This is a genomic window from Arthrobacter sp. Y3225209 (assembly GCF_059090685.1).
On sequence record NZ_JBNHFW010000016.1, the window covers coordinates 32,275 to 46,169 of the forward strand.

Consider the following 13,895-nt stretch of genomic DNA (forward strand, 5'->3'; position numbering starts at 1 on the left):
TCGCCTGACGCAGCCGTCGTGCTCCGGGCCACGAGCCGGAACCGTCAGAACCACTACGCCTATGCGTGGCTTATCAATGAGGAGGCGCCGCCTTGGAGCGCAGACTGTTCGAAGAGGACCATGAGTTGTTCCGGGACGTCGTCCGGGAATTCGATGCACGCGAGGTCGCCGCCGGTTACGCGGAATGGGATGCGGCGCACATGATGCCGCGCCGCATGTGGAAGGCGGCCGGTGAGCAGGGCCTGCTGGGCCTGGCGGTTCCTGAAGAGTTCGGCGGAGCCGGAATGCCGGACTACCGTTTCCGCGCCGTTATGGACGAGGAATTTGCCCGGTCCAACCACCTGGCCGTAGCCCTGGCGTTCCACCTGCATGATGATCTGGTCCTCCCCCACCTGCTGGCCTACGGGTCCGAGGATCTGAAGCAGCGCTGGCTGCCGGACATGGTTTCCGGTGACAAAGTCACCTCCGTGGCGTGGACCGAGCCAGGGGCCGGCAGCGACCTTCGCGGCATCCGCACCAAGGCGGTCCGTACCGACGACGGCGACTGGGTGATCAACGGCCAGAAGACCTTCATCGGCAACGGGATCTCCGGCGACGCGTCACTGGTCCTGGCCCGCACCGACGGCGGTGCCGGGCGCGGACAGCGGGATTCCTTCAGCATGTTCATGGTGGAGAAGACCGAGGGGTACAGCACCGGCCGCCAGCTGGACAAAATGGGCCTGAAGGCTTCGGACACCGCTGAACTGTTCTTCGACAACGTCCGCGTTCCCGCCGGCAATCTTGTCGGTGAAGTCGGACGCGGCCTGGAATACGCTGCCGGCCAGCTTCCGCAGGGTCGGCTGGCTATCGCTGTTGCGTCCTCCGCCGTGTCCCGCGCGGTTTACCAGGCAACCCTTGAGTACACCCGGGAGCGCAACGCCTTCGACAGCCGGGTGGCGGACTTCCAAAACACCCGCTTCGCGCTGGCGGACATTGCCACCGAAGTCGAGGTCACCGAAGCCTACGTCGACTCAGCCATCACGGCCTTCAACGAAGGCAAGCTTGACGCCGTCTCCGCCGCGAAAGCCAAGCTGTGGGCCAGCGAACGCGCCAAATCCATAACCGACCGCTGCCTGCAGCTCCATGGAGGCTACGGCTACATCATGGAATACCCCGTGGCGCAGGCTTTCCTGGCCGCACGGCTGCTGACCATTTTCGGCGGCACCAGTGAAATCATGCGGGACGTCATCGGACGCGACATCGCCTGCTAAGCCGAGCACCTCCCGTTCAAACCATACGAAAGAAAGACAGCAATGACCGTTCGTCCCATCGTCATCCACGGAGAACCCGTCCTGCACCGCCGGGCGGCCGAAGTGGAAGAGTTCAATGACGAACTGCGTACCCTGGTCGCAGACATGTACGAAACCATGGACGTTGCCAACGGCGTGGGCCTGGCGGCACCGCAGATCGGCGTCGGACTGCGTCTGTTTACCTTTGCCTACGAGAACGACGACGACGCCCCGGACCGCGGCGTCGTCATCAATCCGGTGCTCATCACCTCCAAGGTGCCCGGTTCGGCGCCGGACCCGGACGAGACCTCCGAAGGCTGCCTGTCCGTGCCGGGTGAGAATTTCCCCGTCAACCGGGCGGAGTGGGCCAAGATCAAGGGCTTCGACGAACACGGCTCCCCCGTGGAGTTCGAGGCGACCGACTGGTTCGCCCGCGTCATCCAGCACGAGTACGACCACCTTGACGGCAAGCTCTACGTGGACCGGCTGACGGACCGCTGGAGCCGGAAGGCACGCAAGGCCATCAAGGCGCAGGGCTGGACCGTTCCGGGCAACACCTGGATGCCGGGTGTTGATCCGGATCCTTTCGGCCACTGATCCGCGGGGGTGTCCCGACCCCAAGCCAGCTGCACCACAATCCGGCTGCACCACAATCCGGCTGCACCACCATGAAAGGCCCGCAGGTTTCCCTGCGGGCCTTTCATTTCCAGTGCTCTGCTGCAGCTAGCCGGCGATGGAGGCCAGCGACTGGGCCTTCGGGTAGGCCGGCGGATTCACTTGTGCCATTTCCTCCAGCACACGGACCACCTGGCAGCTGTAGCCGAACTCGTTGTCATACCAGACGTACAGCACCAGGTTCGTGCCGTTGGAAATGGTAGCGAGGCCGTCCACGATGCCCGCACGCTTGGAGCCCACGAAGTCGCTGGACACCACTTCGGGCGAGTCGATGTAATCGATCTGCTTGTGCAGGGGCGAGTTCAGCGAGGTTTCGCGCAGGAAGGCGTTGACCTCATCCTTGTCCGTGGCCGTTTCGAGGTTCAGGTTCAGGATGGCCATGGAGACATCGGGGGTCGGCACCCGGATGGCATTGCCGCTGAGCTTTCCGGCCAGTTCGGGCAGCGCCTTGGCCACAGCCTTGGCGGCGCCGGTCTCGGTGATGACCATATTCAGGGCAGCGGAGCGTCCGCGCCGGTCCCCGTTGTGGAAGTTATCGATGAGGTTCTGGTCATTGGTGAAGGAATGCACGGTTTCCACGTGCCCGTTCACAATCCCGTACTTGTCCTTCAGGACCTTCAGCACCGGCGTGATGGCATTCGTGGTGCAGGACGCGGCCGTGATAATCCGGTCTTCATCGGTAATGGACCCGTGGTTGATGCCGTGGACGATGTTCTTCAGGTTTCCCTTGCCCGGCGCGGTCAGCAGCACCCGGGAGACGCCCTTGGCGGCCAGGTGCTGGGAAAGTCCTTCTTCATCGCGCCAGCGCCCGGTGTTGTCCACCACAACGGCGTTGCTGATGCCGTAGGAGGTGTAGTCCACCGTTGCGGGGTCGTTGGAGTAGATCACCTGGATCAGGGTGCCGTTGGCGAGGATGGTGTTCTTTTCCTCGTCTACGGTGATGGTTCCGTTGAACGCCCCGTGGACGGAATCCCGGCGCAGCAGGCTCGCCCGCTTAACGAGGTCATTCTCGGAGCCCTTCCGCACCACGATGGCCCGCAGCCGCAGTCCCTGACCACCTCCGGCCTTTTCCACGAGGATCCGGGCCAGCAGGCGCCCGATGCGGCCGAAGCCGTAGAGGACAACGTCGGTGCTGGTCCGCGCATCCGCCCCGCGCCGGCCGGCGACGTCAGCGAGTTCGGTGCGCAGGAATTCGACCAGGTCTCCGCCCTGTTCCTTGTATTTGTTGCTCATGCGGGCCAGGTCAATGGATGCCGCGCCGAGATCGAGCTCGGTCAGTGCCTTCAGCAGCGGGTAGGTCTCGGAAACCGGAAGTTCCGTCTCATCGATCTGGCGGGCGAAGCGGTGGGCCTTGAGGATATCGATGACCGATTTGTTGACGAGCGGGCGCCCGTGGACCGAAGTAACCACGCTGTTCTCCCGGTAGAGCCGCCCGATCAGCGGGATCATCGCCTCGGCGAGGGCCTCCCGATCCATCCAGGAATCAAGGCACGTATCGGAATTGGAGCTCACAGATCTTCACATCCTTTTCTCAGCCGGCACTGCGTTGTGCCGGTTGGCGGTATTCCCTACAAGTGTATTAGGACACATCAACCCCGCCGGACAGCCAGACGAGACGTTTGTCACAATGGCGAGGGACGGACCTGGCTGGACTGTCCCGTTTCCGTGTCCGCGGGCTCCAGGTCAGCCAGCTCGCGAACGCGTCGCAGCGGCCCGAACGCGGCAATCAGCGGCGCGAGGGCGGCAACCAGAACGCCTGTGAGGATCGCCCCCCGGATACCGACGAGGTCCACCAGGACCCCGGCTGCGAATGCGGCGATGGCGAGCATGCCCCACGTGACCATACGCAGGGCAGAGCCGAGCCGACCGAGCATCTGCGGCGGGCACACCCGTTGGCGGAAGGTCGTGGAGACAACAATGTTGAGGGAAATGGAAAAACCGGCGATAAACAATCCGATAAAGCCTGCGGCCATGCCCCACCCCGGCGATATAAGAAGCACGCTCGCATAACCTGCCACGGCGGGAAACATGGAATAGCGCCATACCCGGCCGGATCCGAAACGCCCGGCAATCCATCGCACGGAAAGTCCGCCGACAGTTCCGCCCACCGCTGTTGCTGCCGTCAGCAGTCCCAGCATGGCGGGGGTTTCCCCGAGGGACCGGATCACCAGCAGGACCAGCAGGGAAACCACTATGTTTCCGCCGAGGTTCCACAGCGCACCGGTGAACAGCAGCATCCGCAGGGCCACCGTGCTGAAGATGTACCTCAGGCCCTCCCCCATCTCCCGCAGGACGCGGTACTCCTTCGAGCGGGCGGGTTCCGGTTCGGAGAGGTCCAGCCGGATGATCGCTGCCAGCGAGGCCAGTGAGGCCGCCACCTGCAGCAGCATCGCGTTGGATGCTCCCCAGGCTGCGGTCACCCAGCCGCCCAGGGCCCGTCCGCCGGCGTCACCCATGGCGCCGGAGCCGGTCATCAGGCCGTTGCCTTCAACCAGTTCCTCTCGGTCCACTGCAGCGGGGATAAGTGCCTGCTCGGCCAGGGTAAAGAACACGGCGGCCAGTCCGGCGAGGAAGGATACCGTAAAGAGCTGAGTCACGGTCAGCACGTCCAGCCACCAGGCCACCGGCAGGCTGGCCAGCAGCAGGGTCCGCAGGGCCAGCGAGAAAACTATTATCGGCCGCCTCCGGTAGCGGTCCACCAGCACACCGATGGGAAGGCCGAACAGCAGCCATGGCAGGAAAGGCATACCGGCCAGGATTGCCACTGTCGCATTTGAGGCGTCCAATTCAGTGACCGCAATAACGGGCAGCGCGACACTTGTCACTGCGACACCGAATATGCCGGCCGTCGATGAAATCCACAACCGCCGGAAATTGGCGTTGCGGAATACCAACGGCCTGCGTGCCTCCGCGGTATTGGACATTGCCACAGAATAGCGGAGTGATGAGGAAAACCAGCCAGTCTGCGCCGGCGAATCGGCACATTGGCTGAAAGCCGCGGGAAAAAAGCCCGTTTTCGGCGATTACCCTTGCGCAGCCGGGCTTCCTGCTCCGAAAGGCACGGAGGGTGGACGGGTTGGCCGGTAAGCCGGGTTTTGTACACCGGATCCGTTACCGGAAAGGGTGCGGCAATCATCCATCTAGGACCGCCGTTGCCGGCGGCCTCAAGCGGCCTACCCGGACACATCGGGCGGGCAGCCCTCAAACGTGTCCTGTATGGCCTTGCTCCGGGTGGGGTTTACCTAGCCGTCCCGGTCACCCGGGACGCTGGTGGTCTCTTACACCGCCTTTTCACCCTTACCTGCAGACCTGCAAAACAGGCCGCGGGCGGTTTGTTTTCTGTGGCACTGGCCTGCGGGTTTCCCCGAGTGGGCGTTACCCACCACCCTGCCCTGCGGAGCCCGGACTTTCCTCGGCGGCAGCGGTACCCGTAAAGGCAGCCGCGCCAACGCGATTGCCTGGCCAACCCGTCCACGGTCAACTCTACCGTCCCGCAGCGGTTGCCCCGGACAGCGGCGCGTGCGCCCACTCGCGTACGATTAACCGGTGCTTATTTTGCTGCCGCCCTCCGAAGGAAAAACGCCCGCCGAAGCGGGGCCTGCCCTTGACCTGTCCCGGCTGCGCTTTCCGGTGTTGTCCGAGCCCCGGAGCCAGGTACTGAAAGCCCTGGCGGAAACCAGCCGCTCCGAAGACGCCCTTGCCGTCCTTGGCGTCGGAGCCACGCTTGCCGCCGAGGTGCAGCGCAACACGGTCCTTGACAGCGAACCCTGCGCTCCCGCCCACCGGGTGTACACCGGCGTGCTCTATGACGCCCTCGGCTACGACTCGCTTTCCGAGGAAGGCCGGCGCCGGGCTGATGAGGCTGTCCTGGTCATGTCCGCACTGTGGGGAGCCATTGGCTTTGCCGATCCCATCCCTGCCTACCGTCTCTCGATGTCCGCCCGGCTCCCGGATACCGGACGGCTGGCGGCGTTCTGGAAGCAGCACCTGAGCGGGGTACTGGGCGGATATGCAGCCGACTCGCTGGTGGTGGACTGCCGCTCCAGCACCTACGCCGCAGCCTGGACACCGGCTCCGGAGGACACGGCAGCAGTAAACGTGTTCCAGGTCCGCGACGGGAAACGCAAGGTGGTTTCCCACTTCGCCAAGCACACTCGCGGCGAGCTGGCCCGCCACCTGCTGCTGCGAGGGGGAACCGAGCCGGCCACCCCGGAGCAGCTGCTGCAGGCAGCACAGGAAAAGTGGGAGGCCGAGCTGGTGGCTCCTGCCGGGCGGAAGCCCTACCAGCTCAACATCATTCTTCCGGAACAGCCTTAAACGGCAACCAGCTCCACTTCGAAGCCCTCTTCGTTCTCCAGATAGGCGGCATAGTGTTCCGCCCCGCCGGCGTGCGGGTGGCGGTCAGCGAACAGCAGGGTCCAGCCGTGGCTTGCGGCGCGCCTGGCCAGGAGCTCGACGTCGGCCTCCGAGCCCGCGCTGAAGGCCAGATGGTTCAACCCGGCCCGGCGGCGGGAGTACGGACCGGGCTCGACGTCGGGGCCCGATTCCAGGACGATATAGCCCTCTGCGCCCTGCCAGCTGGCCCCGGTGGACCACGTGTCCCTGCGGACGTAGCCGAGGCGTTCCAGCAGCCAGCCCAGTGACTTTTCGGCTGCAGGAAAGTCGTTGACCCAGATCTCGGTGTGATGCAGGCGTCCAGTGGGAGACGGCGCCGCCGACGGCGCAGGGTCCGGCACCGGCGTCGCCGGTGCCTCTGACAATGCCTGTTTCTGTGTCCGTGCCTGTGTCTGTGCGGCGCCCCGCGGCTTCCAGGGTACCCCCGCCGTCCCGGCGTCCATGGCCTCGTTGGAGAGCCTGTCCGCGTCCTTGTTCAGTTCGCGGGGAATCCACTCGTATTTCACCCGCCGCGGATTGACCACGGACCGGGCTTTGGCGGCGAGCTTCTGCATGTCCGTGTGCTTGATTTTCCAGCGCCCGCTCATCTGCTCCACTACGAGCTTTGAATCCATCTTGGCCAGGATCCAGCAGTCGGGGTCAATCTCGTGGGCCAGTTCCAGCGCGGCAATCAGACCGGAATACTCGGCGACGTTGTTGGACACCTTGCCAACGTAGGCGGCTTTCTCCGCCAGGATCTCCCCGGTCCCTGGGTCGCGGACGAGGGCTCCGTAACCGGCAATGCCGGGATTGCCGCGGGAGCCTCCGTCGGCCTCGACAATCAGGGTGCGCCGGGTCCCCGCGGCGGGTTCCCGGGCGGTGTCCCTTTCCCCGCGGGAAGCAGGCTCCGGGTCAAACAGTGTCACTTCCTAGCTGCCCCACTCATCGGAGCGAACGAGGATGCAGCCGGAATCGGGGCAGTACACAATCTCGTCATCGGCTGCCTTGCGGATGTCCGCCAGGTCGCCCGGGCTCAGCTGCATCCCGGAACCCTCGGAGGTGCCGTGGAACAGCCGTGCGGCGCCGATGCCGTGCTTGGACAGCGTCTTTTCGTAGGCAGCAAGCAGCGCCGGGTCAAAGCTGGACGCGAGCTCTTCGCGGCGTGCCTCGGTATCGGCCTGCTCAGCCCCGATGACTGACAGTTCGGCGTCGCGCTTTTCCTCGAGCTCCCGTCGCTTCCCGTGCAGGGTTTCCAGCTCTGCCGCGGCTTCGGACTGCCGTGTCCGGGCTGTTTCGAGGCGCTCCATGACTTCGAGTTCAACGTCTTCCAGGTCCGAGCGGCGACGCTGCAGCGAGACAATCTCGGCCTGCAGGGCGGTGAGCTCCTTCGAGCCGACCTTGCCGCTGTCCAGGTGCTGCTGGTCCCGTGTCATGCGGGCCACCACGGAGGCAACATCGGCTTCCGCGCGGGCGAGCTCGCGTTCGACGTCGGCTACCTCTGTGCCCGCGCTCACGCGTGCGCTCTCGGCGGCGGCAACGGCGTCGGCAAGTGAGGCGATTTCAGGATTGTTGCTTATGGTGCGGGCCTGGTTGCGCAGGGCCTTGATCCTGCTGTCCAGGGCCTGCAGATCCAGCAGCCTCAGCTGCTCCGCGGGCGATGCTTTTGCCACCGATTACCTCCGTGTATATCCGGACCTACCTGGCCCGGCACTCCTAAGCCTATGCCACGCGGCCGCATCACTTCAGTCCGGGAGTCAGGACAAAGTCCCAGGGATCGGTGTTCACCCCGCTGACGCGCACGTCAGCGACGAACCCCTGGTCCGTCAGGACGTTCTCCAGTGCCCCGGCGGCCGGGGTCAGCCACAGCCATTCGCTCCCGAAGTGGGAGACATCAATGAGGTAGGGGCGCCCGTTTCCGGTGAGTGCACGTTCACGCAGTTCCGACGCCGGATGGTGGCGCAGATCGGCCGTGACGTAGACGTCGGCACGCTGGGCACGCACTGCGTCGAAGAGGCTGTCGCCGGCACCGCCGCACACTGCGACGCGCCGCACCAGCCCGTGCGGGTCTCCTGCCACCCGCACGCCCCCGGCAACGGCCGGAAGAATGCCGAACACCCGCTCGGCGAAGTCCGCCAGGCTCATCACGTCGGGAAGCTCGCCCACCCGGCCGATTCCCTCCTCGGGCAGTCCCTCCGGTGCCGGTACCAGCGGAGCCACATCGCGCAGGCCAAAGGCGTCCGCAAGGACGTCCGAGACACCGCCGACGGCGCTGTCCCCATTGGTGTGCACGGTCAGCAGCGCGCATCCACCTTCTATCAGGCGGTGCACGGCATCACCCTTGAACGTGGTGGCCGCGACGGAGGTCACCGGCTTCAGCAGCAGGGGGTGGTGGGTGATCAGCAGGTCCGCACCCCAGTCCAGGGCCTCGTCTATAACCTCGCTGGTGGGATCCACGGCGAACAGGATCCGCCGGACCTCACGGTCGGCCCGCCCGGCAACCAGGCCGGGGGCGTCCCAGTTCTCGGCCAGCGATTCGGGCCACAGCTCCTCCGCGGCCAGCAGCACATCCCCCAGTGTGGGTATGCTCCCGCTGCCGGCCTCTGCCGGCTGGATATCTTGATCGGCGGTATCCGCGCCGGCCCGCTCGTTGGGGTGATCCGCTTCCATAGGTTTAGTTCTACCCCGATGCGCGGGCGGTGCTCAATTCCGCCGCACCCGCGGTGATGGACTGCACACCGCGGAATCCCGCTCCCGGGATTCGGGAATCAATACGCCGCGCACCGCATTGTTAAAGGCATGAAGACGTACGTACTCGGCGGAGGCTGCTTTTGGTGCCTCGACGCCCTCTACCGCAAGGTCCGCGGAGTCACCGATGTGGTTTCCGGCTATACCGGCGGTTCAATCCCCGACCCCGACTATGACAGTGTCTGCACCGGCACCACCGGCCATGCTGAAGTGGTGGCCGTAACCTTTGATGAAGAGGTAGTGCCCGGAGAGGTGCTTCTGGATATGTTCTTCTCCCAGCACGATCCCACCACGCTGAACCGGCAGGGATACGACGTGGGCACGCAGTACCGCTCATCCATGTTCTACCGTGATGAGGACCAGCGCAGGGAATTCGAGTCCGCGCTGGAGCGGGCACGCGGTAACTGGAAGGATCCAATCGTCACCGAGATCACTCCCCTGCCGAGGTTCTACCCGGCGGAGGATATCCATCAGGACTTTTATGCCAAGCGTCCGGGCACCGGGTACTGCCAGGTCATTATCAATCCGAAGCTGGCCAAGGCCCGCAAGTATTACTCCGAATGGCTTCAGGACTAAGGGCTCCACAGGCCGCCGATAGGCTTGGACGGGCATATGTCCGTCCGGCATTTCGAAGAACGTTTGAGGAACAGAGGAAAACATGGCTCGTATATATGACGATGTAACCCAGCTTGTGGGCGGAACCCCGCTGGTCCGGTTGAACCGGCTCGCGGCCGGACTGCCCGCCCAGGTGGCAGTGAAGCTGGAGTTCTACAACCCGGCCAACAGCGTCAAGGACCGGATCGGTGTGGCGATTGTTGACGCCGCCGAAAAGGCCGGCGCCCTGAAGCCCGGCGGAACCATCGTGGAGGGCACCTCGGGCAACACGGGTATCGCCCTGGCCATGGTGGGCGCTGCCCGCGGCTACAAGGTGATCCTGACGATGCCCGAGACCATGTCCACCGAGCGCCGCGTTATGCTCCGTGCCTACGGCGCCGAGATTGTCCTGACCCCCGGTGCCGAAGGCATGCGCGGTGCGGTGGAGAAGGCCAAGGAGATTGTTGCCACCACTGACAACGCCATCTGGGCCCAGCAGTTCGCCAACGAAGCCAACCCGGCGATGCACCGGGCCACCACTGCCGAGGAAATCTGGGCAGACACCGACGGCCAGGTGGACATCTTCGTCGCCGGCATCGGCACCGGCGGCACCGTTACCGGCGTCGGACAGGTGCTGAAGGAACGCAAGCCGGGCGTGCAGATTGTTGCCGTGGAGCCCAAGGACTCCCCCATCCTCAACGGCGGCTCCCCCGGGCCGCACAAGATCCAGGGCATCGGCGCGAACTTTGTCCCTGAGATTCTGGACACCACCATTTACGACGAGGTTTTCGACGCCTCCATTGAAGACTCCGTTGCCACCGCCCGCGCATTGGGCACCCAGGAAGGCATCCTCGGTGGCATTTCCTCCGGTGCCATCGTCTGGGCCGCCCTGGAACTGGCCAAGAGGGAAGAGAACGCCGGTAAGCTGATTGTCGCCACGGTCTGCGACTTCGGCGAACGCTACATCTCCACCGTGCTGTACGACGACATCCGCGGCTAGAGCATGTCCGCCCCGACGGGGCACTGAAAAACCGAGCAGAAAGTTCTCTGTGAGTCTGTTAGCCCGACTGCGCGAAGACCTCGACGCCGCCGCATCCCATGATCCGGCGGCACGGGGCTCGCTCGAAAACCTCGTTGTCTATTCCGGCCTGCATGCCATTTGGATGCACCGGCTGACACACCGCATGTGGTCCCGTCCGGGCCTGCAGTTCCCCGCCCGTGTCCTCTCGCAGATCACCCGCTTCGCCACCGGCATCGAGATCCATCCCGGTGCCACCATCGGCCGGCGGTTCTTTATCGACCACGGCATGGGAGTGGTCATCGGCGAAACCGCCGAAATCGGTGACGATGTCATGCTTTACCACGGCGTCACCCTCGGAGGACGCTCACTGGCGAAGGTCAAGCGGCATCCGACGATCTGTGACGGCGTCACCGTGGGCGCCGGTGCCAAGATCCTGGGGCCGGTAACCATCGGGGCCCGCAGTGCCGTGGGAGCCAACGCCGTGGTGGTCAAGGACGCTCCGGCGGATTCGATTATCACCGGCATTCCCGCCAAATGGCGGCACCGGGACACCAAGATGACGCAGCCCGCGGTGGATCCCGCCGAATACGTGGATCCTGCGATCTACATCTAGCCGGATTCCCGGCTGTGCCGGTCCCTCCCGGGCACTCAGGACAAAGCAAAGGCCCGCAGCGGATGCTGCGGGCCTTTCCTTTGTAACCTGCCTAGTGCGTGTCCACTGCCTCTACTTCGGCGCGGTCCTCGCCCCACATCGTGTGGAAGGTGCCCTCGGCATCCACGCGGTGGTAGGTGTGCGCACCGAAGAGGTCGCGCAGTCCCTGGGTCAGGGCCGCGGGAAGACGCTTGCGGCGCAGGCCGTCGTAGTAGGCCAGCGAGGAGGAGAACACCGGAACGGGGATGCCCAGCTGCACGGCCACGGAGACCACCCGGCGCCAGGCCGGAACGGCGGCGGCAATGGATTCGGCGAAGGCCGGCGCGAACAGCAGGTTGGCAGGGGCTGCGCCGTCTGCGTAGGCCTTCATGATGTCATCCAGCAGTTCTGCGCGGATGATGCAGCCGGCCCGCCACAGCGAGGCGATTTCATCGAGCTTCAGGTCCCAGCCGTACTCCTTCGCGGCTGCGCCCAGCATGTCGATGCCCTGCGCGTAGCTGACCAGCTTGGACGCGTAGAGGGCCTGCCGGACGTCCTCCACGAACGTCTCGGGCAGCTCGACGGCGGTTTCCTCGCCCTTGAGCGTTTCCTGCGCAATCCCGCGCTGGCCGCGCTGGGAGGACAGTGCGCGGGCGAAAACGGACTCGGCGATGGCGGAGACCGGCGAACCGAGGTCCAGGCCGGAAACGACCGTCCAGCGGCCGGTGCCCTTCTGCCCTGCAGAGTCCACAACCACGTCCACGAACGGCTTGCCCGTCTTCGCGTCCACATGACCCAGGACCTCGGCCGTGATCTCGATCAGGAAGGAGCTGAGCTGGCCGGTGTTCCACTCGGTGAAGATCTGTGCCTGTTCGGCCGGTTCGATGCCTGCGGCCGAACGCAGCAGGTCATAGGCCTCTCCGATAACCTGCATGTCGGCGTATTCAATGCCGTTGTGCACCATTTTGACGAAGTGTCCGGCGCCGTCGGTGCCGATCCAGGTGCAGCAGGGCTCGCCGTCGTACTTTGCTGCGATTTTCTCCAGCATGGGCCCCAGGGAGTCGTAGGACTCGCGGGAGCCGCCGGGCATGATGGACGGACCCAGGAGTGCGCCCTCCTCGCCGCCGGACACACCCACACCCACGAAGTGGAGATCCTTTTCCGCCAGCGCGGCTTCGCGGCGGCGGGTGTCCTCATAGTGTGAGTTGCCGGCATCGATCACAATGTCGCCGGGTTCCAGCAGCGGCACCAGCTGGTCAATCACCGAGTCCACGGGTGCGCCGGCCTTCACCATGATCAGGACGCGGCGGGGCTTTTCCAGCGAGTCGACCAGTTCCTGCAGCGACTCGGTGCGGATGAAGTTTCCTTCATCGCCGTGCGCGGAAAGCAGGGCATCGGTTTTCTGGACGGATCGGTTGTGCAGGGCCACCGTGTAACCGTTGCGGGCAAGGTTGCGGGCAAGGTTTGCGCCCATGACGGCAAGGCCGGTTACACCAATTTGTGCACTCAAGTTCTCTCCAAGGATCTTTGGGGTGCCCCAGCGGGCACGGGCCGGCGCGGGCTCATCGCGCCGCGTTTCAGGCTCCAGCCTATGCTTCCGGGCCGCCTCGCCGCCACACGGCGCCGGATCAGCTGCCGCCGGTATACCCGTTGACGGTGGATGCCACACTCTCGACGACGTCGATGCCGTCAGCCAGGGTGGGGTTGCGTGCGCTCAGCACAACAATGCTGTAGTCATTCCCGCCGGCCCGTATGAAGCCGGCGCTGCCCACGTTCCACGCGGCCTCGTCATCCTGCAGCCAGCCGTTCTTCAGGCCAATCTGCGCGTCGGGGGCGCCCACTCCGGCCGTGATGCCCCATGACTGCTCCGGGCAGACGTTTTCCATTAGCGCGACGCCGAACGCGAGGAGGTCCGGGTCCAGCCAGTCGGCGCCTTCGGCCACGGTCCGGGAAATGCGCAGCTGGTCCTCGGCAGTGGTCTCACTGGCGCCCCACATTTCGCCCGCTTCAGTGGCCTCCACCCCAATGAGTTCGTAGGTGCGCTGCAGCTCGGGCCTGCCGCCCAGGCCGTCATACAGCGCGCTGGTCGCCTCGTTGTCGCTGTACTCGATCATCAGCGTAGCCAGGTTTACTTCCTCGGCGGTGAGGTCCCGCCCTTCCGCAGTAGCCTGGCGGATCAGGGTCAGCAGGATCGGCACCTTCACCAGGCTCGCCTCGAGGTAGCGCTGCTGTGCGTTGTACTGCCAGGATTCCCCCGAGGCGTTGTCCCGGACCGCCACGGAGAACTCGGCGTCAGTGCCGGCGGCCAGAATGTCCAGAGCCGCAGCTACCGGGCCGGCGGGCTGCCCTGTACCGTTTTCCGCCGCTCCCGGGCCTCCGTCGGACGGGACCGCCGCGGGCGCGTCCGCTTCGGGCAGGCCCGCCGTCGTTGCTCCCGAACAGCCCGCTGCAGCAAGAAGCAAAAATGCCGCTGCTGCCGCGCAGGTACGCTTCCTCCACCCGGATCCGTTGATCCTCACTCTCACCGTCCTGTCCCGGTTCCTCTCGTTGTGTCTGTCCTTTTCGGGGCGTACCCCCATTCGTAGCA

The 13,895-nt window shown here is 65.1% G+C and carries 13 protein-coding genes and 1 other RNA gene; 6 read left to right on the forward strand and 8 right to left on the reverse strand.

All coding sequences use genetic code 11. From position 1 onward, the window contains the following. Window positions 1-92: 92 nt before the first annotated feature. Both AC5RVB_RS10320 and AC5RVB_RS10325 read left to right on the forward strand, forming a co-directional pair. Window positions 93-1,250 carry an acyl-CoA dehydrogenase family protein gene (locus AC5RVB_RS10320; protein ID WP_494142633.1) on the forward strand — a complete coding sequence of 386 codons (1,158 nt, stop codon included), beginning with the start codon at window positions 93-95 and terminating at the stop codon, window positions 1,248-1,250. 42 nt (window positions 1,251-1,292) lie between these two features. Then, window positions 1,293-1,865, forward strand: a complete 573-nt coding sequence (locus AC5RVB_RS10325) for a peptide deformylase (RefSeq protein WP_227901519.1) — start codon at window positions 1,293-1,295, stop codon at window positions 1,863-1,865. Between the two features lie 126 nt (window positions 1,866-1,991). On the opposite strand, the gene AC5RVB_RS10330 is transcribed toward AC5RVB_RS10325, so the two are convergent. The 3 genes from AC5RVB_RS10330 to rnpB form a co-directional block, all read right to left on the reverse strand. Then, the gene (locus AC5RVB_RS10330; RefSeq protein ID WP_494142634.1) at window positions 1,992-3,455 is read right to left on the reverse strand and encodes a glyceraldehyde-3-phosphate dehydrogenase; all 1,464 of its coding nucleotides are present in this window, start codon (window positions 3,453-3,455) and stop codon (window positions 1,992-1,994) included. A 110-nt stretch (window positions 3,456-3,565) separates the two neighbouring features. Beyond that, complete coding sequence (locus tag AC5RVB_RS10335; protein WP_494142635.1) at window positions 3,566-4,867, reverse strand: MFS transporter; 1,302 nt, start codon at window positions 4,865-4,867, stop codon at window positions 3,566-3,568. Between the two features lie 144 nt (window positions 4,868-5,011). Continuing rightward, window positions 5,012-5,413: RNase P RNA component class A (rnpB, locus tag AC5RVB_RS10340), an RNA gene on the reverse strand. Window positions 5,414-5,489: 76 nt separating this feature from the next. On the opposite strand from rnpB, the gene AC5RVB_RS10345 reads away from it, so the two are divergent. Beyond that, entirely contained in the window at window positions 5,490-6,260 is a 771-nt protein-coding gene (locus AC5RVB_RS10345; protein ID WP_494142636.1) for a YaaA family protein, read from the forward strand. On the opposite strand, the gene AC5RVB_RS10350 is transcribed toward AC5RVB_RS10345, so the two are convergent. From AC5RVB_RS10350 to AC5RVB_RS10360, 3 genes are all read right to left on the reverse strand, one after another. After that, complete coding sequence (locus AC5RVB_RS10350) at window positions 6,257-7,243, reverse strand: reverse transcriptase-like protein (RefSeq protein ID WP_494142637.1); 987 nt, start codon at window positions 7,241-7,243, stop codon at window positions 6,257-6,259. The two genes, AC5RVB_RS10345 and AC5RVB_RS10350, sit on opposite strands and share 4 nt — an antisense overlap. 3 nt (window positions 7,244-7,246) lie before the next feature. Then, on the reverse strand, window positions 7,247-7,987 hold the full coding sequence (locus AC5RVB_RS10355) for a zinc ribbon domain-containing protein (RefSeq protein WP_227927655.1): 741 nt from the start codon (window positions 7,985-7,987) through the stop codon (window positions 7,247-7,249). Between the two features lie 67 nt (window positions 7,988-8,054). Next, window positions 8,055-8,984: a Nif3-like dinuclear metal center hexameric protein gene (locus AC5RVB_RS10360; protein ID WP_227901514.1), complete on the reverse strand. Its 930-nt coding sequence runs from the start codon at window positions 8,982-8,984 to the stop codon at window positions 8,055-8,057. 129 nt (window positions 8,985-9,113) lie between these two features. On the opposite strand from AC5RVB_RS10360, the gene msrA reads away from it, so the two are divergent. From msrA to epsC, 3 genes are all read left to right on the forward strand, one after another. Beyond that, a complete protein-coding gene (gene msrA / locus AC5RVB_RS10365; RefSeq protein ID WP_227901513.1) occupies window positions 9,114-9,638 on the forward strand; it encodes a peptide-methionine (S)-S-oxide reductase MsrA in 525 nt (174 codons plus the stop codon). Between the two features lie 82 nt (window positions 9,639-9,720). Continuing rightward, window positions 9,721-10,656, forward strand: a complete 936-nt coding sequence (gene cysK, locus AC5RVB_RS10370) for a cysteine synthase A (RefSeq protein WP_227901512.1) — start codon at window positions 9,721-9,723, stop codon at window positions 10,654-10,656. A gap of 49 nt (window positions 10,657-10,705) precedes the next feature. Further along, a complete protein-coding gene (epsC, locus tag AC5RVB_RS10375) occupies window positions 10,706-11,290 on the forward strand; it encodes a serine O-acetyltransferase EpsC (RefSeq protein ID WP_227901511.1) in 585 nt (194 codons plus the stop codon). 91 nt (window positions 11,291-11,381) lie between these two features. On the opposite strand, the gene gnd is transcribed toward epsC, so the two are convergent. Next, on the reverse strand, window positions 11,382-12,818 hold the full coding sequence (gene gnd, locus AC5RVB_RS10380) for an NADP-dependent phosphogluconate dehydrogenase (protein WP_227927653.1): 1,437 nt from the start codon (window positions 12,816-12,818) through the stop codon (window positions 11,382-11,384). Window positions 12,819-12,936: 118 nt separating this feature from the next. Next, window positions 12,937-13,827, reverse strand: coding sequence for a serine hydrolase (locus tag AC5RVB_RS10385; protein WP_494142638.1), 891 nt, complete (start codon window positions 13,825-13,827; stop codon window positions 12,937-12,939). Window positions 13,828-13,895: the final 68 nt, after the last annotated feature.

Excerpts from the sequence above, each read along its gene's own strand:
- AC5RVB_RS10360 (WP_227901514.1), bottom strand. The coding sequence starts at position 8,984 with ATGGAAGCGGATCACCCCAACGAGCGGGCCGGCGCGGATACCGCCGAT.
- AC5RVB_RS10325 (WP_227901519.1), top strand. The coding sequence starts at position 1,293 with ATGACCGTTCGTCCCATCGTCATCCACGGAGAACCCGTCCTGCACCGC.
- msrA (WP_227901513.1), top strand. The coding sequence starts at position 9,114 with ATGAAGACGTACGTACTCGGCGGAGGCTGCTTTTGGTGCCTCGACGCC.
- cysK (WP_227901512.1), top strand. The coding sequence starts at position 9,721 with ATGGCTCGTATATATGACGATGTAACCCAGCTTGTGGGCGGAACCCCG.
- AC5RVB_RS10335 (WP_494142635.1), bottom strand. The coding sequence starts at position 4,867 with ATGTCCAATACCGCGGAGGCACGCAGGCCGTTGGTATTCCGCAACGCC.